Origin of the sequence: Streptomyces sp. NPDC051578 (assembly GCF_044454045.1) — a bacterium.
Classification (GTDB): Bacteria; Actinomycetota; Actinomycetes; order Streptomycetales; family Streptomycetaceae; genus Streptomyces.
Genome location: NZ_JBITDH010000011.1, coordinates 22,227 through 40,650, shown reverse-complemented (window position 1 = coordinate 40,650; position 18,424 = coordinate 22,227). Strand labels below are relative to the sequence as shown.

Here is an 18,424-nt window from a genome sequence, read left to right as displayed (position 1 = left end):
GCAGGGGGTCGAGAGTGTGGCCCTCGGCTCACTCCGGGCCGGGAATTCCGCACCGGTTGCCGTCACCTGCTTCGGCAGGTGGGGCACTGTTGTTGAGGGAGCGTCACCCATGTCTTCTGCTTCTTCCGTTCGTCGTATCGCCGCGACCGTCCTGGCCGCCGGAGCGGTGGTGGGCGCGGCCGCGCTGCCGGCCACGGCACAGGACCGTGACCACGGCCGGCATCCGCGGGTGGAGATCAGCCGGGTCCAGGCCGACAGCCCCGGACGCGACGACCACTCCAACCGCTCCCTCAACGCCGAGTGGGTGGAGATCACCAACACCACCCGCGACGCCGTCAACCTCCGCGGCTGGACCCTGCGCGACGAGGACGGCAACCGCTACCGCTTCGACAACATCCGCATCAACGGCCGCGCCACCATCCGCATCCACACCGGCACCGGCCACAACACCCGAACCGACCTGTACCAAAACCGCCGCGACTACATCTGGGACAACCACGCCGACACCGCCACGCTGCGCGATGACCGCGGCCGCACGGTCGACACCGAGTCGTGGGGCCGTCGCCACCACTGACCGGTGTCAGGGTGCGGGCGGCCGCCTGGACGGCGGGCGACCGCCCGCACCACACTCCACAGGGCGAGCCGGCCGGCCCGGGTAACGGAGCAGGGCAGTACAGGCTCCGGGGCTGGCCGGGAGCCAGGGGTACGCCCGTGGGGTCGGGCCTTGGCCGTCACAGGGTCGACGGTGGGGGACGAGAGGGTGAGGCCCCGGGAGTCAGGGGGGAAGAGTGACTGCTCGGGCCGGTGTCGCCTACCGCGGGGGAGCGGTGTGTATTCCATCGCGACACCTGGAGGAACGATTCACCAGCCGGGAGGTAACGATCCCTCCCCGCAGTTGCCTGGCTCCGTGCCGCAAGTAGGCCGCGTTCATCACGGCCGCGGCGTGGGCCAGAAGGGCCAGGAACGGATCGGCCAGCTCGCCGAGGGCGCGCCCATAGTGCCGACCGGGAACAGGCAGCAGATGATGCCGCCGCGCGCAGTCGGCAGCGGATATCGAGGCCGGCCAACGCGCCTACAGTCGCTGCGGCTCGCTCCCCCACGCGATGAGGACCGCAACTGATGCCGCTTCGACGATGTCCGCCCCTGCTGGCGGGTCTGCCGCGCCAGGCAGTTGGGTTATGACTTGGCCTCGCGGTAGGCACTCTGCGCGCTCTGGTCCACTTCGGCGATCAGGGCCTGCCGAGTGGACTCGTCAGTATTTCGTGCCTGGGTCCATGCGCGGGCGATGTCGACTCCTTGGGCGCGGAGGCGGTTGGCCAGTTCCGCCTCCGGCGTGTTCCTGAGGCCTTGGAGCCATGTCGCGGTGAGGTAGGCGGCGGGGTCCTCCTGGTAGGTGTCCTGGGCGGCTGGCTCGCGCAGCAAGCGGTCGCGGACGGCGGTCCGCCACGCTCCATCACGGGTGTACGTGTCGGAAAGGCCGTCCAGGATGCCAAGAGCGCGGGCGTTCTTCGTCGGCTGCAACGAGAGGTCCACGCCGGTTGCGTCCGCAGGGACGGCCGCGAGCCGCCCAGCTGCGGTGTGGGTTTCTGCCATCCGCAGCAGGGCGTATGCCCGGGGGTCCACCGCCACCGCGCGCAAGGTTTTTGTGAGCACGCTGTTCCAGACCGACAGGTGGTAGGTACCCTCGGCTTCCCATGGCGGCTTGTTGTCGCCCGCGTTCACTATGTACTCGTTGTCGAAACCGGCGAGCATCTCATGTACGTCGGGGGCGTAGTCGGCCAGGGCGGTGGCAAGGGGCACCCTCAATGCGGGGTCGAGTTGGATCTTCTGCGACTGCCCCCAGCCGAGCGCAAAGACGACGTCCTTCATCGCCTGAGCCTGCGCCTGGGTGTGACGCCCTGGTTGGCTGCCCGCGGTCGCCTTTACGATCGCCTCGCCGAGTGCCGCGCAGCTGATGCCGGGGTGAACGGCAGCCCCTACCGATTTCTGTACGCTCGCGTTTTCGGCCAGGCCGTTGCAGGGTGGGGGCGTCTCGCGCCTGAGGAGGAACCAAGCCCCGAATGTGCCGAGCAGGGCCAGGCACACTACCGCCCCGGCCCAGGCTCTCACCGGAACGGCTCGGCGTCCCCTGCTGCCCGTCATCGACGTCCCCATTTCGCCTTCTTACTGCCCGATCAGTTGGTCGTGTCGGTCAGATACTTGTGAGCTGTTTCAGTTCCGCGGGTGCGTCCTTCGAGGACGTCGCGGCTGTAGTCCTGAACGAAGCTCTCTGGGATGTCCGGCCTGTCCTTGGCCCACTCACGGATCATGATCGGCAATTGGTTGTTGACCTCAAGGTACTCGTCCGCGATCTGGGGGTTGACCTTGGCGTCGATCTCGCCCTTCATCCGGTTGCCCCACTCCCAGGCCCAGGTGTCGACGCCGCGCTGGATGGAGTCGCCGAAGGCGATGGAGACACCGCCGGCCGTGGTGAAGTACATGGGGGTGACCGCGCCGCCGATGACGTGATAGGCGAGCTTCGACTTCCAGTCGGCCTCGCTGTACCCGGCCATCCGGCCGTCGTTGATCACGTCTTCGCGGATGGAACTCATGACGCCCAGTGCCGTGCCCGCCTTGTTGATCGGGTTGGTGACATCCGGTCCCTGTGCCCCCTTGGGGATCTGTTCAAGGGAGAGGTCGATGTAGCGGGACTCCGCCTTGTGGAGCGTTCCGTAGGCTTCTGGGTCCTCCGAGAGGCCTCGCATGAACTGCACGAGGTCCTTCTGGCTGACCGCCATGTGGGTCTTGTCGCCGTCGTGGAAGTACCCGGTCCCGGCAGCGGAGATGTACTTGGAGTCCAGGCCCCCCAGGATCTCGTGGGTGTCGGCGGTGTACGTGGCCAGGGCGCGGGCCAGGGGCTCGCGCATGTTCTCGTGCACGCTCTGGTCGGGCCCGAGCCCGCCGATCACGTCGTGCATGATGCGCGCCTGTCCCTCGGTGTGAGGGGTCGCCGGCCAGGGGTCCTGGTTCGGGCCGAGCGGCGTGTGGCCGGTCGTGCCGGATTCGAGAAGGAGTCCCAGACCGGTGCGGGCGTCCTTGCCCTCGCTCTCGATGTCGCTGTGCGTCTCGATGTTCCCGTGCCAGACGGGAGTGTCATCGAACTTCCAGTCGCGCTCCTTGAGCAGGTACTCGAGGTTGTCGTTCTTGTGGTCCGTACCCGGGTCGAGGTAGGAGGTGGCAGCGGCCGGGTCCTTGGACATGATGCCGAGCAGGCCGTCGAGCGGGTCGTTGGCGAACCATCCCCCGTTCTCGCCGCTGAAATCGCCCTGCAGGTCCCAGATGTTCGGGTCGCCTCCGCGCTTCTTGTCCTCCGCCGTGCGGATGTCGTCAGCGAGGTCGTGCAGGAAGGGCGCCGAATAGCCGTCGCCGTTCTGCATGAGAGTGATCAGGCTCTGATAGCCGCGGACCTGCTGCCCGTGTCCGCGGCTGATGGTGTTGGGGCCCTCGGCGGCTTCCTTGAGGTCGAACTTTTCGACGCCTGCCTTCCTCAGCTGGTCCCGGAAGTCCTTGTAGAACTTCGACTTCGGGTCCTGCATCGCGTTGGACAGGGAGTTGGCGAGACCCTTCTCCAGGTTCAGGTAGGTCTGCTTTCCCTTCTTGTCGTCCTGGTAGGCAAGATCATTGAGCCGGTTGGTGAACTTGAGGGTGTTCTGCGCGCCCATTCCGTTGAGGAAGGTCTGGTTGAACTCGGTGCTCTTGGCGTTGTCGCGGAAGGAGCGGTCCAGCTCGGCGTAGTCGGCTGCCGACACCTTGTCGCCGCTGTTGATGCGGGTGGCGATGTCCTCGGCATTGCGGGCCTCGTAGACCTCGATATCACCCTGTGCGTCGGCGTTGAAGCCGCCCAGGGTTTCGTCGTTGCCCTTGCCGAAGGCGTCCTTGTTGCTGTCCACCACGACCGCCTCAAGAGCGATCTTGACGCCCTGGTCGGCGTCGGAAACGGCTTTGACCTGGTCGTTGATGTGCTGCTGCCACTTGTTGACCGCGTCACGGATGGTGGTCTGGCCGTCGGGGTCGTGGTGGTAGGCGCTGCGCTCGGCGGGTGTCAGCTTGGCGTAGTCGAACGCGACCGTGCCTTGCTCCGAGACGGTCATCCCCGCCTTGATCGCGTCGTCACGCGCGGACTCGACGCGCTTCCTCAGGTCGGTGAACTGGGTATGGGCATCGCGCAGCAGACTCGCGACCGCCTTGGCCTGGATCTGGGCTGCGGAGTACTCGTACCGGGTGGCGGCAAAGTTCGAATGGGCCACGCCTACGCTGACGCCGCTCCAGTCGGGCCCGACGGTGATCTTCTGGACACTGTCGCCGTAACGGGTCTCGACTTTCTTCAGCTCGCCCGCCATCTCGTCCCACTTGCCCGCTGCCGTCGTCAGCAGACCCAGGTCGGTCGACATCACTTCGTGGTACGTCAACATGTACTGCTCCCCCTTACAGACCGTTGAGCTTCGACCGAGTGCCCAGGGGGCGGAAGTCGTCCCCCGTGCCGAGGTCGTTCCGTACGAACAGGCCCGAAGCGCCGCGCAAGGAGCCTTTCTCAGAGCCGAGCCGGCCCATCAGGACCTTCACCTGCTGGTCCCACGTGTCCGCAACCTTCTTCAGGCCCACGGCCGCGTCCCAGCCCTCGAAGCCCTTGACTGCGGTGTTGGTGCTCTCGTCCGCATGGTCCGTGGCCTTTTTGGTGTTCGGCTCCAGCTCGGTCTCGATGGTGTTCGCGGCAGACCTCTTCTGCGCCGGCGTCGACGCGAAAGTCCCCCCGCCGCCACTGCCGTCGGCTGCCGGAACGCCGTTGAGCCGCATCGCTGCATGGTCGGCGGCCCTGGCCTTCTCGCTGCCCCACTCCCGCGTGAAGTCTCCCGACACGACCGCCCCCGTTCAACTCAAACAGCGCTGTTGCCTGCAGACCGCCAAACGGCCCCTGCTCGCGGACAGACCACAGGCCCACGATTGTCCGGGGAGCTACGGGTGGACGCCGGTCAATGCCCGCCACGTCCAGCGCTGCCGCGCGGCGAGTGACCCCCGGTACCGGGCACGCACGGCACAGCTCTCCTCGGCGCAGGCGTTCCTTGATCCTCTCCGCCGCTTCGCCGCAGCGCACTGCCGTCGACCGGCAGTCTTTACCCGCCATTCGCTGCCGGTGGACGACACTCTGCTGCGGCCACCCGCAGCTGGAGGGCCGCAGCATCGCCGAGTCCTGCCGGCCGGGGGCATGGCGAGTGATCGCCTTGGACGCCGCAGCTCCCCAGGACCGGCGACCGGACCTCGCGAGCTCCCTCGCGGACGGCAACGGGCAGCAGCCCGGACTGGTGTGGCGGCTGCACCCCGGCTACGTCCTGCGCCCCGAGGACCGTGTTGTCCTGGCCGCTACCCGGCGGGGTCTGGCGGAACTGCTCGGGCGCGGGCATGCCCGTACACCCGGGGCCTGATTCCGGGAGCGGTAACCGTCGGCGGTAAAGAGCGCGGGCCGTGCAGGGGTGGGACCTGTACCGCACTCCGCTGCCGTGAGAGCCTGGGGCCATCACCCTCCCTGCCAGGAGCCCCTTCCATGCGTCGACCTTCCCGGTCCGGTCCCGCGTCCCCTCTTTTCGCCTTCGGCGTCGTCATGACGGCGGCCGGCGCGGTGAGGTACCTGCTGCCGGCCAGCACCGCCCTGCCGTTGCTGGCCCTTGGCGCGCTGGCTCTGGCCACCGCCGCCGCGGTGTGGACTGCCGCCCGGTGGCGCTGAGGCCGTAAGGGAACCGTCATCCGCCAGGCCTGGCCGACCTCTGCGCCCACCTCGTTGAATTACGGGCGACAAGACCTTTGTGTGACGGTGAGGGAGCGGTAGTGCAGGACGGGAAGCGGCGCACAGGGCTGGTCGTCGGCGGGCTGGTCACGGCCCTGGTGGCCTTGGCCGCCGGGCTGTATTGGTTCCAGCCGTGGAAGCTCTGGCAGGACGCCACGGTCAACGACGCGCTGCCGACCGCCACTGCCCCGGGTCTCATCTCGTCGCCCACGGCTGCCGCCACCGCAACACCTTCCGCTCCTGGCGGACCGCAGGTACTTGCCCAGGGATTGCTGATCAGCCACGAGCACGCCACCACTGGCACGGTGAAGCTGATCCGGCTCCCCGATGGCTCGCGTACGCTCCGGCTGGAGCACCTCGAGACCAGTAATGGCCCGGACCTTCGAGTATGGCTCACCGATGCCCCCGTGAAGCAGGGCACGGCGGGCTGGGGCGTCTTCGACGACGGCAAGTACGTCAGCCTCGGCAAGCTCAAGGGCAATAAGGGCGACCAGAACTACGAGATCCCGGCCGAGGTGAACCTCGCCGACTACACCAGCGTCACCATCTGGTGCGACCGCTTCAACGTGTCCTTCGGAGCGGCGGCTCTCCAGGCAGTGTGACCCTCGCCGGGCCGGCCGTGGCCGTGGTCACCCTTGTGCCCGTGTAACCCTGGTCGTCGCGTCAAAGACGCGTGAATGACCATGTGTATCGGTATCGGGGGAAGATGTGGCGGACCGGGAGACACCGGAGAGTCATCTGGCGGGGTACGCCGGGATTCTGCGCGACGCGTGTGCCACAGGACGCCGTCTCACCCGTGCCGAGTTGGAGGCCCGTCGGGCCGACGGCGAGCGGGCGGCGGAAGCGGGATGGCCGCTGCGGGCGCTGATACGGGACCACTTGGCCGCTGCCCGGACGGTGGAGCCGGCGCCGGCTTCCAGGCCGCTGCTGGCAGTGGTCGAGCAGGCGGTGGACGCCTTCGTCGAGGGGTACGAGCGCGCCCAGCACCAGGCCGTGCGTCAGGAGGAAGCCGCACGTCGGGAGTTCATCGACGACCTCCTCTACGGGCGCAGCGATCTCGGAAGGCTGGCGGAGCGCGCCGAAAGGTTCGGGCTGCGCCTCTCCCAGGCCCACGCGGTGGCTGTGGCGAGCGGATCTGAGCCGTACGGCGACGGCTACCCGGTGGCCCGTGGCATCGAATCGGCGGTGCTGACCCGGTTCGCAGGCCGGCAGATCCTGCTCACCACCAAGGACGGGCGGCTGATCTGTGTGGCCCCCGGGGACCAGCCGGACGTTCTGGCGTTCTTCGCCAAGCAGGCCTATGCCGCAACCGACGGCGGCAAGGTGGCCATAGGCCGCTCCCATCCCGGCGCCGGCGGCGTGGTGCACTCCTACGAGGAGGCGCTCAACGCCCTCGATCTGGCCGAGCGGATGGGCTTGGACGGGCCGGTCCTGCACGCGGCGGATCTGCTGGTCTACCCGGTCCTGACCAGGGACCGGCAGGCGATGGCCGACCTGGTGGAAAACGTGCTGGGCCCGCTTCGCAACGGGCGCGGCGGCGCACAGACCTTCATCGACACCCTCACCGCCTACTTCGACAGCGGCTGCGTGGCGACCGAGGCCGCGCGCCGGCTGTCGCTGAGCGTACGGGCGCTGACCTACCGGCTGGAGCGGATCCACAGCCTGACCGGCGCCGACCCGGCCGACCCGGTCAACCGCTACACCCTGCAGACCGCGGTGATCGGCGCCCGCCTGCTCGACTGGCCCGACACCGAGGCGTAAGCCCGCGCGTCAGCGCGTGCGGTTCCTGCGGGCCGCCCAGTGCTCCCGGATGCGGCAGCGCAACCAGTGGGCTACTTCGCCGAGGCTGATCAAACGGGCGGCGCTTGCCGCACACGCGACCAGCGGGGCAGGTGCGTCGCGGAGCTTTCCTCCGCCCCACAAGAGAACGGTGAGCGCCCCCCACCACAGGGCAAGGGAGGCGGCTTCTGCTCGTCGGCTGCGGTTCATGCAAGGGTTCCGTTCTCCCCTCCCCCAGAGGGGAGGGGCCGGCCGGTTCTTATGCCAGGGCGAAGTAGCGCAGCCACAGGTAGAGGGCGGAGATGACGATGGTGACGGTGGTGACGACGAGTCCGTATTTGGTGAACTGCCAGAAGGTGATGGGGTGGCGGTTGCGTTCGGCGATGCCGAGGACGACGACGTTGGCGGAGGCGCCGATGGCGGTGGCGTTGCCGCCGAGGTCGGCACCGAGGGCGAGGGCCCACCACATGACGTGATCGCGGTCGCCGCCCATATCGGTGACGAGCTCGCTGGTGATGGGGGCCATGGTCGCGACGTAGGGGATGTTATCGACGATCGCCGACAACACGGCGGAGCCGCCCAGCAGCAGCATGGAGCCGCCCAGTTCCGCTCCGCCGATGACCTCTGAGAGGGAGCTTGCGAGTTCGCCGATGACGCCCATCTCGATGAGGGCGCCCACCATGACGAACAGGCCCGCGAAGAACGCCAGGGTGGGCCACTCGACCTCCCCGAGCACCTCGCCGGTCTCGACTTTGGAGATCGCGATCAGCAGGCCGGCGCCGAGGAGGGCGACGACGCTGGGCGCGTAGTGCAGGACGGGGTGCAGGACGAATCCGGCGACGACCAGCGCGAGGACGCTCAGGCCCTGGATCAGCAGGCGGGGCTCCTTAATGGCCTCGCGTTCGCGCAGCTCCATGATTTCCGCGGCGCGCTTCTCGTCGTACACGAAGTGCTTTGCGAACATCACCCGGCACAACCCGACCAGCACGACGGTCAGGACCGCGGCGAGGGGGGCGAGGTGGACGAGGAAATCGTTGAAGGTGAGACCGGCCCGGCTGGCGATGATGATGTTGGGCGGGTCGCCGACGAGGGTGGCAGTGCCGCCGATGTTGGAGGCGAACACCTCGGCGAGCAGGAACGGCACCGGTGACAGCTTCATGCGGTCGCAGACCAGGAGCGTCACCGGGGCGACGAGCAGCACGGTGGTGACGTTGTCCAGCAGAGCCGAGGCCACGGCCGTGATGACGATCAGCATGGCCATCACCCGGAACGGTCTGGCCTTGGCCTTCTTCACCGACCAGATCGCCAGGAACTCGAAGAGACCGGTCCGCTTGAGGACTCCGACGATCATCATCATGCCGAGCAGCAGGAAGATGACGTTCCAGTCGATGCCCGTCTTGTCCGAGTAGAAGGCCGAGAGGTCGTCGGTGGCGCCGAGGGCCAGCATCAGCGCCGCGCCCCCCAGCGCGGCGGCAACACGGTGGACCCACTCAGTGATGATCAGCAAGTAGACGCCCGCGAAAACCGCGACCGCCGCCCAGCTCTGCCAGCCGCTCACGCCTGCCCTCCCACATCGAGGAGATGGCGCATCAAAGAAGCGCCCGAGACCACCCCGAGAAGCCGGCGTCCTTCGTTGTCGCGGTCGATGACGGCCACCAGCGGTACGTGGGTACGGGCCATGAGCGCCGCGATCTGCAGGATTCCTGCGTCGGGGCCGACGAACGCCGGCTTGAAGGAACGCCCCGGGATCCACTGGGCGACGGTCTTGCCAACCAGCTCGTCGGCGAGGGCGTCGGCGTGCCGGTCGTCGATGACCGCGGCCAGCAGCGGGTCCTCCATGACGTATTCGGGTACCAGCTGGCGTACCAGCTGGGAGCCGGGGACGACCGCGTACGGGGTCCCGTCCGCGTCCAGGACCAGCAGGGCGGGCAGGTTCTGCTCGGCCACCAGACGCACCGCGTCCACGGCGGCGTCGTTGGTCATCACGTGCGGGTAAGGCTCGGCTAGATCACGGGCGATCATGGGGCTTCTCCTGGTCGAGTCCACGGTTCGAGGTGGGAGTGTCATCGGTCGACTGCGGGGTGGGAGCGTCGTGATCGTCGTCGCCGGGGATACCGGCGAGGTCTTCCACGTCGAAGAGGCGGGCGATCGGCACGTCGGTGCTGGAGTGGGCGATGATCGAGAAGGCGATGCAGACGGCGATCAGCGTGTACGCCTCCTCGCCCTCGGGGATGCCGGCCTGGAGAACGAGCAGGCCGTAGACGACGGACGCGAAGCCCTTCGGGCCGAACCAGGCGGCGACCAGCTTCTCCCGCCGCCCGATCCGCGCCCCCAGCAGCGACACCAGCAACGAGGCGGGGCGGATCATGACGATCGCCAGCACCACGGCCACGTACCCGCCCACCGACAGATCACCGAACAGGGCCGGGGTCAGCAGCGCGCCGAAGACCAGAAGCGCGGCGAACTTCGCCAGCTCCGCGAGCATCTCGCCGAGCGGCTCGAAGACCGACTTCGCGTCGGGCGAGACGGAGGCCAGGACGGCGCCGGCGGAGAACGCGGCAAGGTAGGGGTTGGCGTGGGTGAGGTGGCACAGCCCGTACAGAATGACCCCGGTCGCCAGCGGCAGCAACGGCTGCAGCTTCGGCTCCGCCCCCAGCAGCCGCAGCCGCACCAGACCCGCCACCACCAGCGGCAGCACCACCCCGAAGACCAGACCAAGACCGAGCTCCAGAGCGATCTCCCCAACGGAGGCATCGGTCTGACCGGAGGTGGGGCCGGCCGCGGCGATGAGAAGCAGGACGACGGGCAGCGCGAGCCCGTCGTTGATGCCGCTCTCCACGTTCAGCAGCTGCCGCAGCCTGGCCGGCACTTCCTTACGGCCCACGATCGCGGAGGCGAACACCGGATCGGTCGGCGCGAGCACCGCGCCGACGAGGAACGACGTCGTCCAGTCCAGCCCGACCAGGTAGTGGGTGATCAGCGCCATCCCGGCCATGGCCAGCGGCATACCCAGCCCCAACGCGCGGGCCGGGTTCTTCCAATTCTCCCGCAGCTTGGGAAACGAAACGTGCATCCCGTCGGTGAACAACACCGCGAACAGGGCCAGATCAGCGGTCACCGAGACGATCTCACTGTCGGCCGTGATGTGGATCAGACCGACGAACCCGTCACTGACCAGCGCCCCGCCCAGCAGGAACAGCAGCGAGGTGGACAACACGGTCCTGGCCGCGAGGCCGGACAGCAGCACCGCGACCAGCAGCGCCACACCGAAAACAGCGACGAGCACCATGACGTCAGACCCCGATCCGCGAAGAGAGCTCTCCCTATCGCCGACCAGGCTTCCCGGCACACCACGGCGGACTTTACACGTCCCATACGCCGCGTTGACGGCTCCCTCACAGCAGTTGAGCGAACCGAACCTTGCCGGACTCCGGCATGCACATGCCACCGAAACGCCGCCTAACGTGGGCGTTCGATCCAGGAAGGTACCGATGAACGGCAACCCCACCTACCACGCCATTGCCCTCGCGGTCGGCACGCTCCTCGTGCCGACCATCCCCGTGGGGATCCTCGCCGGCTGGACGCCACGCCGCTTCCGGGGACGACGGTCGGCTGCCCGCCCCTACGCCTGGGCAGTCCTCTGCCTCTATACCCTCATGCCGATCAACGCCGTCCCCCGAATGCTGGACGCATCCGCGGACACCGTGACGGCCTGCACTTTGCTCGGGTTCGTCTCCCTCGCGGCTTCTGCCGTCTTCTTCATCCGCGCCGAGCGCGCCGTACGCCGTATCCCCACCCGAGCGAGCTGATCAGTGCACAAGCGAGTCAGGGCATGGACGCGCCGCAATCTCACGGAGTCCCGTCTGGCCGTAGGCCTGGTAGTGGTGGGCGCGCCCACCGCCTTGGCAGGCGCCGCCCTATTCGTCCTTCCCGGCCCCGGCGTCCCCCTGGTGGTCATAGGTCTTTCCATCCTCATTACCGGTCTGGCCATGCTGGGTTCCACCGCCCGACGCCATTAGCGGACCAGTGGTGGACAGCATGGCCGCACCGGTCCCCGGTCTTCGGCGTAACGCAGTCGTGTGGTCTGGCCGGTGTGCCAGGTCCAAGCCGTTGACCCAGATCAGCACGGGGCCGTCCGGGGCCAGTTCCGATCCCGAGGCGGCCGCAACTGCCCTCCCGCGGTCTCGACCACCGGTGCGGACGGCGAAACCCCAAGGAGGAATCGCCGTGCCGTCGGCACGCCCCGCCCCGCAAGCATCGAGCTCGCCTCTTTGAGGACGTACGGTCTGCGTGCGACGGCACCGGCCGGACACTCGGCCAGTAGATCGCGCCCCGACACCATGTTTGCTGCGGAGCCCGTACCCTCCCCGCCACGCCGTCCGGCCAGCAGACACGCGGTTCAAAGTGCAGAGGCCGACCGCGACCAAGAGCAGGATGGAAAACCGGCCGAGCAGTGGACCACAGTTCATTGCCACTCGAGCCTAGCGAGAGCGCTGCAGTGTCTGCCGGACGCAGCAGAGAGGTATCGATGGATCCGAACCTGCTCTACCAGGCCATCGCCCTTGGGGCGGCCACCCTCCTCATCCTTCCCTTCCCCCTGGCCATTCTCGCCGGCTGGGCCCCGCCGGGCCTGCCCGCCCGCCCCGTCGCCATCCCGTACGCCTGGGCCATGCTCTGCTTGTACGCCGCCGCGCCCCTCAACACTCTCCCCCGCTTGCTGCACGCGCCCGCCGCTGTCTTGACCGGATGCACGGCGGCAGGGGCCGCTTTCGGTGCGGCAACCATCGGCTGCCTTATCCGAGCCGCTCAACTCGCCCGACGTCCGTCGCCCCCAGAATGCTGTCCCCGCGGTTCGCAGCGCCGCTGAGGAGCACCCGGCACGTGAGGTGCGACGCCCGCATGGCCTGTCACGACAGGAACACTTCGGACTCTGCCACGAGCCGTAGCTTCAGCGCCGCCGCGGTCTGCGGTATGCGGTATGCGGTATGCGAAGGGCAGGCTGGCAGACGAATCCCGGAGTCAGGAGCCACTCGGGACGCTGGTTGGGCCACAACCGACACCGCCTCTGCCAGTCCAGGCGACGTGGTGGTGTGCGCGCGTTGGCGGCCTGCCCAGTTGCCGGTTCTGCGCTAAAGCCCCGTAAAGATTGCCGAAGGTAGGCAATGTGCGGCAGCCGCCCGCTCCGGCACGATGCCGTTGTCCGGCGCGAACGCGTGTCAAGCAGGGAGGTGCTCATGGACTTGTTTCTGGGTCTCGGCATCGGGGGAATCGCCCTGCTGGCCTGTTCGCTGGTGTTCGACGGGGTGCTGGAGGGGGTCTTCGACGGCGCCCTGGACGGACTGTTCGACGGATGGCTGTCGCTGCCGGTGGTCGCGGGCTTCACTTCGATGCTCGGTTTCACGGGGGCGATCGTGCTCGGGGCCACCGGCTTCGGGCCGGGAGCGGCAGCCGCCACGGGAGCCGTGGCCGGTGCGGGAGCCGGCTGGCTGACGTACCGATTCAGCCGCGCCCTCGCCCGCGCCGGCAGCGGGGCCGCCCCGCGCGCCGCCGAACTCCTCGGCTCCGCCGGGATCGTGGTCACCGCCATCCCGGCGGGCGGCTACGGCGAGGTCCTGCTGCGCCACGGTGGCCAACCGGCCAAGTACGCGGCGACCGCCGAGAGGCCACTGGCCCGGGGCGCGGAGGTCTGGGTGACGGCGACGCCGTCGTCCTCCTCGGTCAGCGTCCGCGCCGTCCAGCACTGACCGGCCCTTTCACTCTCTCATCCACCACCGATCTGTCCCCTCGACCGAGAGCGGGCAGGGGGGATCAACCATGAGTTCAGTCGTCATCGCGGTCGTGGGAGTGCTCGTACTCCTCGTCCTGCTCGCCCTGGTCGTCGTCACCCGCTACAAGGTCGCAGGCCCCAGCGAGGCATTCATCATCACCGGCCGCCGGGGAAAGAAGTCCACCGACCCCGACACCGGGCAGATATCCACCGACAACAGTGGCCAAAAAGTCGTCGTCGGCGGCGGCGTCTTCGTCGTCCCCTTCGTCCAGCAGCGCTACTCCCTCGACCTCTCCAGCCGCCACATCCCGATCGCCGTCCGGGGTGCCGTCACGCTACGCGGAATCAAGGCCAACCTCGAAGGCGTCGCGATCGTCAAGGTCGGCGGCAGTGAAGACGCCATCCGCGCCGCCGCCCAGCGCTTCCTCCAGCAACAGGACGGCATCGTCGGCTTCACCCAGGAAGTGCTCTCCGGAGCCCTGCGCGCCATCGTCGGCCGGATGTCGGTCGAGGACATCATCCGCGACCGCGCCGCGTTCGCCGGACAGGTCGCCGAGGAGGCCGAGGCCAGCCTGTCCGGCCAAGGCCTGGTCCTGGACGCCTTCCAAATCCAGGACATCACCACCGAAGGCTCCTACCTCGAAGACCTCGGACGCCCCGAAGCCGCACGCGCCAAGCAGGAAGCCGACATCGCCGAGGCCAACTCCCGCCAAGCCGCCGAACAGGCCCGCCTCAAGGCAGAGGAGGAGATCGCCGTCGCCCAGCGCACCCTGTACCTGCGCCAGGCCGGGATCAAGGCGGAGACCGACGCGGCCGCCGCCCAGGCCAACGCGGCAGGCCCCCTCGCGGAAGCCGACCGCCAGCAGCAGATCCTCACCGAGCAGGAGAAGGTCGCCGAACGCCAAGCGGCACTGACCGACCGCCAGCTCGACACCGAAGTCCGCAAGCCCGCCGACGCCCGCCGCTACCAGGCGGAACAAGAGGCCGAGGCCAAGCGCGTGGCCCGGGTCAAGCAGGCCGAGGCCGAGCGCCTGGCCGCGATCGCCGCCGCCCAGGGTGAAGCGGAGCGGGCCCGGCTGACCGGTGAAGGCGAGAAGCAGCGGCGTTCCGCGCTGGCCGAGGCGGAGGCCATCGAGGGTGCCAAGCGCGGCGAGGCCGAACGCGCCCGGCGCGCGGCCATCGCCGAGGCCGTACGCCTGGAGGGCGACGCGGAGGCAGCCGCCATCGCGGCCAAGGGCGCCGCGGAGGCCGAGGCCATGCAGAAGAAGGCCGATGCCTTCGAAACCTACGGCGACGCGGCGATGATCCAGATGATGGTCGAGGCGCTCCCGCAGGTCGTCGCCAAGGCCGCCGAACCACTGGCCGCCATCGACAAGATGACCGTCATCTCCACCGACGGCGCCGGCAAGCTCACCCGCACCGTCGCCGACAACGTCGCCCAGGGCATGGAACTCCTCGGATCCACCACCGGCGTCGACCTCGCCCAGCTCCTCAAGGGCCTCACCGGCCCGAAGACGGTCGAGGCCGACGCCCTCAACGGGAAGATCGAGATCAACGGATAGCCCGCCAGGCAGGCCTTGGGACCCACAGAGGGGGAGGTGGGCCCCAAGGCCACCCATTCATACCGGTTCCTCCACGATGACAGCGACCCACGGGCGACGGGCGCTCGTCACGGGGCGCCCGCGCGCCCCGCCGCCTGTTCACGACGACCTTGGGATCCATCCTGTGCATGACGACGACGAGCCGGTCTTCAAACGCAGCCAGTGGGGAACGAACCGCTACTACTACAACCCGCGCAACCCGGTCGGACTCGCCTTGATCGTCATCAGCCTGCTCTTCGCCGCAACGATGATGATCTTCATGGCGAACCGGGCCGGCCCGTTCACACCGCCGGCTCCCACGCCCTGGCCGTCGTCCGACACCTCCTGGCCGCCACCTTTGAGCACCGCCCCGTCGCCCTGGCCTCCGCCGCCGGCAGCCGGCACACCGGGCCCCTGAGTCGATACCAAGGAGGCCCGCCCATGAGGGTCCGGCCCTGCCATGAAATCCGCCCCGGGCGGCGCTTACGTCCCAGCAGACAAAGGAGAGCGCATGCCCATGCATCCTTGGGGCCGTGACTTCGACCGCCGCACGGCAACCGCATCAGCAGGCAGGGCAGATGGTCGTCTGCGGTGACGACGGGCTCGCGCGCCGCTGCACTGCTCGATGGGACAGGGAAAGGAGGCGGCCATGACGACGTGGGGGCTGATCTTGGAGACGGCAGTCGGCTCGGGGGAGCGCCAATACACCCAGGCGTACGTGATGACGCACGTGGAGGGTGGGCGTGAGCTGGCTCTGGCGGAGTTGGAGAGGCGGGCGCGCGCCTATACGCCGGAGCACCCCAGGAGACCCAAGCGTCGCCGGCTCTACCGCGACGGTGATGGATTGCTGCTGGTTATCGACGGCGTGTGGCACTCCCACGCCACCCGCTTCTCCGTTGCCGAACTCCTGGACGACACCGACCGTCCTGCACCAGCGGTAGGGGTCAGTGATGAACCCACCGCGGCTGAGGAACCGCCGGCCATGGCGCCGGTCAGGACACATGAACCCCTCCCTCCGCCGTCGTTGCCGCCCGTGCTGCCGGTGGAGCGCGACGTGGACGGCGTGCCGGTGAAGCCGGCATGGCTGGGACGTGACGATCTGCCGTGAGGGAAAGGCCTTGGGCCCGGGTTGTCAGGCCGAGCCGGCACCGGCACGGCCTCTGAGTCGACACGACGAGAGCATGGATAGCGAACCCCTGCGGATCCCGCTCGGCCGGCTCCGGCACGCCTTCGAGCTGGCCCTGCTCCCCCGGTGGGGAGAACTGGCCGTTCCAGAGCGCGGATAGGACACGACTTGGCCGCGGCTCCGAAGAGCGGGGACGTTTGGAAACGCGTGCGCGGTGCAGACGATCGCTGACACTAGCTTTATACATCGAGGTAGGAGACGCGTCATGGGCATTCTGGCTTGGATTCTCATAGGGCTGCTCGCGGGCCTCATCGCCAAGGCGATCATGCCGGGCAAGGACCCGGGCGGCATCATCATCACCATGCTCATCGGGATCGCGGGCGGCCTTCTCGGCGGCTGGCTCGGCAAGGTCATATTCGGCGTCGACTCCATCGACGGCTTCTTCGACCTCTCCACCTGGATCGCCGCCATCATCGGCTCCGTCATCCTGCTGGCCCTCTACCGCCTGGTCACCGGCAACAAGCGCCACCACCACAGCCACGCCTGACCCACGCCTCCCACCGCATACGGCAAACGGCTCCCCCTCCCCGAGGGCGGAGCCGTCTCGTTTTCATCGCGGAAACCGCAGCGCGCAGCCCGGTACGGGTGGCGGCCTGCCCTTGGACGACGTGGGGGAGGCCGATCGGTATACCGGGCTGTCCGCTGCGGCTGGTTCACACGGCGCTCTGGGGTGACGGCGCGAAGTGCGCCGGGTCCCGCGCCTGGTGTTCGTCAGTACTCGGCGGCCTGCGGTTGGAGTTGTCCTGGCGGGCCGGCGTGCGGGGCCTGGCCTCGGTCGGGTCGGTGCGGGTGGTCCGGCACGGCGTGACCTACTCCGGCCATGGGCAGTACTGGGTCTGTGCGTGGCACGATTGCGGGGGCGGCCATCACCCTCATCACCCGTACGGCGATGGGCGGCCGCCAGCTCGAACGGCTGCGTGCGCCGATGCCCGCCACCGCGGTATCTGCTTCGGCGTGTGCAGGGTGCGGACACCGCAGGTGAAGAGCCTGTTCACCGCGGCCGATACGGACGCCCTCCTCGCTGACGGACGGGCTTCGCCGCCGGACATCTGGTGCCGGCGGATGTGGACCGGCTTCCGGTGGCGTGTGTGAAGTGCTGTTCACCAGTCAAGACTTCTCGCATGTCTGTGGACCCTGACCAGCTTGTCGATGCCATCGCTGCCGCCGTGCGCGAGGGAGATGATCATCGTATCGGTCTCCTTCTTGACCGGTTCAAAGTCGCGGCGGAGCTTTCCCACCTGATCCGGCTTCGCCACCGGCTTGGCGGAGCGGGCACTGTGCATGGTTCGTGAGCGCCTGACCTCGATCGGCCGCCGGGCGCCAGAATGCCGTCCGTGATTTCCCCGGAAGGTGTCTTCGGGGATGCGGATGCCGGTGTTCGCTTACTGCGTGGGTCGGAGCATGGGGAGTCGAGCGCGCGGAATCGGGCCGAGCCCGGTGTCCGGCGGGGTGTTGGGCGTAGTGCCGTGGGGCAGTGGGCGTGGAGGAATCGATAAACGCACGTGAGGATCGTGGGGGGCGGGGGACCTCCTCCCACCCACTCGCCCTCGCGGCCGTAGGAGTGTCATTCTGTTGTCGGCAGTCGCCGAACGGGGGAGCCCGTCCATGTCCATCGCCCTGGGCTATGAGGAAATCTGGAAGGTGTACGAACGGCCTGTGTCTCACGTTCTGCTCTGGCGGGACGAGCATTTCCTGCGCTCCGCGGGGTGGCGGCGGTGGCGCAAGCCGGTCGGCCTGCAGATGGGGCTGAGCGGAGTCGCTGACCGGTCGGTACTGCTGGAGCCCGCGTGGCTGCCCTATGCCAAGTCGAAGGCGGCAGGGCGCTGGTACAGCTTCGATGACATCGGCCTGGGGATACGCACTGAGCTGTACCCCTACTCGAAGTACTACCTGTCCTACTGTCCCTGCTCGTACTGCCTGGGCCGCTCCTGACGCCACCCGCGCACTATCAGGCTGCCGAGCGGCCGCAGAGCACGGTGATCCTGCATTCGTACAGGTCAGGGGCCGTGGGCAAGCCCCCTTCGGAAAATGACACCTCTTTCTCCGCGATAGCCGGAGGAAGAGGCCTGTCCCGTGTTCGGGGGCCTGGCCTTCGCCCGCCGCTACGGCTTCGACATCGAGCACCCGGTCCAGTGGGAGTGGAAGCGCTGGAGCCGGACGAACTCCAGCGCCTGGTCCTCGCCGCCGTCGACCCCTACATCGACCGCGGCGTCCTCGCCCGGCAGATTGCCCGCGAGGAACAGCAGCGCCGCGCCCTGGAGGACTTCGCCGGCAGGCGGAGCCAGAGGGCGGAG

At 68.5% G+C, this 18,424-nt stretch carries 19 protein-coding genes; 12 read left to right on the top strand and 7 right to left on the bottom strand.

Annotated features, from left to right (window positions below; all coding sequences use genetic code 11):
* Positions 1-109 precede the first annotated feature (109 nt).
* Positions 110-574 (top strand): lamin tail domain-containing protein, encoded by a 465-nt coding sequence (locus ACIA6C_RS29815; protein ID WP_399280526.1) that lies wholly within the window; start codon positions 110-112, stop codon positions 572-574.
* A 602-nt stretch (positions 575-1,176) separates the two neighbouring features.
* Here ACIA6C_RS29815 and ACIA6C_RS29810 read toward each other — a convergent pair.
* Genes ACIA6C_RS29810 through ACIA6C_RS29800 form a run of 3 tightly spaced genes read right to left on the bottom strand, consistent with a single transcriptional unit; the run spans position 1,177 to position 4,896 of the window.
* Positions 1,177-2,154, bottom strand: coding sequence for a hypothetical protein (locus ACIA6C_RS29810; RefSeq protein WP_399280524.1), 978 nt, complete (start codon positions 2,152-2,154; stop codon positions 1,177-1,179).
* Positions 2,155-2,174: 20 nt separating this feature from the next.
* Positions 2,175-4,451 (bottom strand): hypothetical protein, encoded by a 2,277-nt coding sequence (locus tag ACIA6C_RS29805; protein ID WP_399280522.1) that lies wholly within the window; start codon positions 4,449-4,451, stop codon positions 2,175-2,177.
* A gap of 13 nt (positions 4,452-4,464) precedes the next feature.
* Complete coding sequence (locus ACIA6C_RS29800; protein ID WP_399280520.1) at positions 4,465-4,896, bottom strand: hypothetical protein; 432 nt, start codon at positions 4,894-4,896, stop codon at positions 4,465-4,467.
* Positions 4,897-5,249: 353 nt separating this feature from the next.
* Between ACIA6C_RS29800 and ACIA6C_RS29795 the strand changes: the two genes are divergently transcribed.
* The 4 genes from ACIA6C_RS29795 (at position 5,250) to ACIA6C_RS29780 (ending at position 7,579) form a co-directional block, all read left to right on the top strand.
* Positions 5,250-5,459, top strand: a complete 210-nt coding sequence (locus ACIA6C_RS29795; protein WP_399280518.1) for a hypothetical protein — start codon at positions 5,250-5,252, stop codon at positions 5,457-5,459.
* A 119-nt stretch (positions 5,460-5,578) separates the two neighbouring features.
* Positions 5,579-5,758, top strand: a complete 180-nt coding sequence (locus ACIA6C_RS29790) for a hypothetical protein (RefSeq protein ID WP_399280516.1) — start codon at positions 5,579-5,581, stop codon at positions 5,756-5,758.
* Between the two features lie 101 nt (positions 5,759-5,859).
* Complete coding sequence (locus tag ACIA6C_RS29785; protein ID WP_399280514.1) at positions 5,860-6,420, top strand: DM13 domain-containing protein; 561 nt, start codon at positions 5,860-5,862, stop codon at positions 6,418-6,420.
* A gap of 106 nt (positions 6,421-6,526) precedes the next feature.
* Positions 6,527-7,579 (top strand): PucR family transcriptional regulator, encoded by a 1,053-nt coding sequence (locus ACIA6C_RS29780; RefSeq protein WP_399280512.1) that lies wholly within the window; start codon positions 6,527-6,529, stop codon positions 7,577-7,579.
* Positions 7,580-7,856: 277 nt separating this feature from the next.
* Here the strand turns inward: ACIA6C_RS29780 and ACIA6C_RS29775 are convergent, their stop codons facing one another.
* Genes ACIA6C_RS29775 through ACIA6C_RS29765 form a run of 3 tightly spaced genes read right to left on the bottom strand, consistent with a single transcriptional unit; the run spans position 7,857 to position 10,886 of the window.
* Positions 7,857-9,155, bottom strand: a complete 1,299-nt coding sequence (locus tag ACIA6C_RS29775; protein ID WP_399280510.1) for an ArsB/NhaD family transporter — start codon at positions 9,153-9,155, stop codon at positions 7,857-7,859.
* Entirely contained in the window at positions 9,152-9,619 is a 468-nt protein-coding gene (locus tag ACIA6C_RS29770) for a CBS domain-containing protein (RefSeq protein WP_399280508.1), read from the bottom strand. Before ACIA6C_RS29770 ends, ACIA6C_RS29775 begins: the two co-directional genes overlap by 4 nt.
* On the bottom strand, positions 9,606-10,886 hold the full coding sequence (locus tag ACIA6C_RS29765; RefSeq protein ID WP_399280506.1) for a cation:proton antiporter: 1,281 nt from the start codon (positions 10,884-10,886) through the stop codon (positions 9,606-9,608). Before ACIA6C_RS29765 ends, ACIA6C_RS29770 begins: the two co-directional genes overlap by 14 nt.
* A gap of 202 nt (positions 10,887-11,088) precedes the next feature.
* Here ACIA6C_RS29765 and ACIA6C_RS29760 point away from each other — a divergent pair, with 202 nt between their 5' ends.
* From ACIA6C_RS29760 to ACIA6C_RS29735, 6 genes are all read left to right on the top strand, one after another.
* Positions 11,089-11,406, top strand: coding sequence for a hypothetical protein (locus ACIA6C_RS29760; RefSeq protein WP_399280504.1), 318 nt, complete (start codon positions 11,089-11,091; stop codon positions 11,404-11,406).
* 1,425 nt (positions 11,407-12,831) lie between these two features.
* Complete coding sequence (locus ACIA6C_RS29755; RefSeq protein WP_399280502.1) at positions 12,832-13,341, top strand: hypothetical protein; 510 nt, start codon at positions 12,832-12,834, stop codon at positions 13,339-13,341.
* Between the two features lie 70 nt (positions 13,342-13,411).
* Positions 13,412-14,926 (top strand): flotillin family protein, encoded by a 1,515-nt coding sequence (locus ACIA6C_RS29750; protein WP_399280500.1) that lies wholly within the window; start codon positions 13,412-13,414, stop codon positions 14,924-14,926.
* Positions 14,927-15,089: 163 nt separating this feature from the next.
* On the top strand, positions 15,090-15,362 hold the full coding sequence (locus ACIA6C_RS29745) for a hypothetical protein (protein WP_399280498.1): 273 nt from the start codon (positions 15,090-15,092) through the stop codon (positions 15,360-15,362).
* A 231-nt stretch (positions 15,363-15,593) separates the two neighbouring features.
* Complete coding sequence (locus tag ACIA6C_RS29740) at positions 15,594-16,052, top strand: hypothetical protein (RefSeq protein WP_399280496.1); 459 nt, start codon at positions 15,594-15,596, stop codon at positions 16,050-16,052.
* Between the two features lie 283 nt (positions 16,053-16,335).
* Positions 16,336-16,617 (top strand): GlsB/YeaQ/YmgE family stress response membrane protein, encoded by a 282-nt coding sequence (locus ACIA6C_RS29735; protein ID WP_360897566.1) that lies wholly within the window; start codon positions 16,336-16,338, stop codon positions 16,615-16,617.
* Positions 16,618-17,230: 613 nt separating this feature from the next.
* Here ACIA6C_RS29735 and ACIA6C_RS29730 read toward each other — a convergent pair.
* Complete coding sequence (locus ACIA6C_RS29730) at positions 17,231-17,413, bottom strand: hypothetical protein (protein ID WP_399280494.1); 183 nt, start codon at positions 17,411-17,413, stop codon at positions 17,231-17,233.
* 373 nt (positions 17,414-17,786) lie between these two features.
* On the opposite strand from ACIA6C_RS29730, the gene ACIA6C_RS29725 reads away from it, so the two are divergent.
* Complete coding sequence (locus ACIA6C_RS29725) at positions 17,787-18,062, top strand: hypothetical protein (RefSeq protein WP_399280492.1); 276 nt, start codon at positions 17,787-17,789, stop codon at positions 18,060-18,062.
* Positions 18,063-18,424 lie beyond the last annotated feature (362 nt).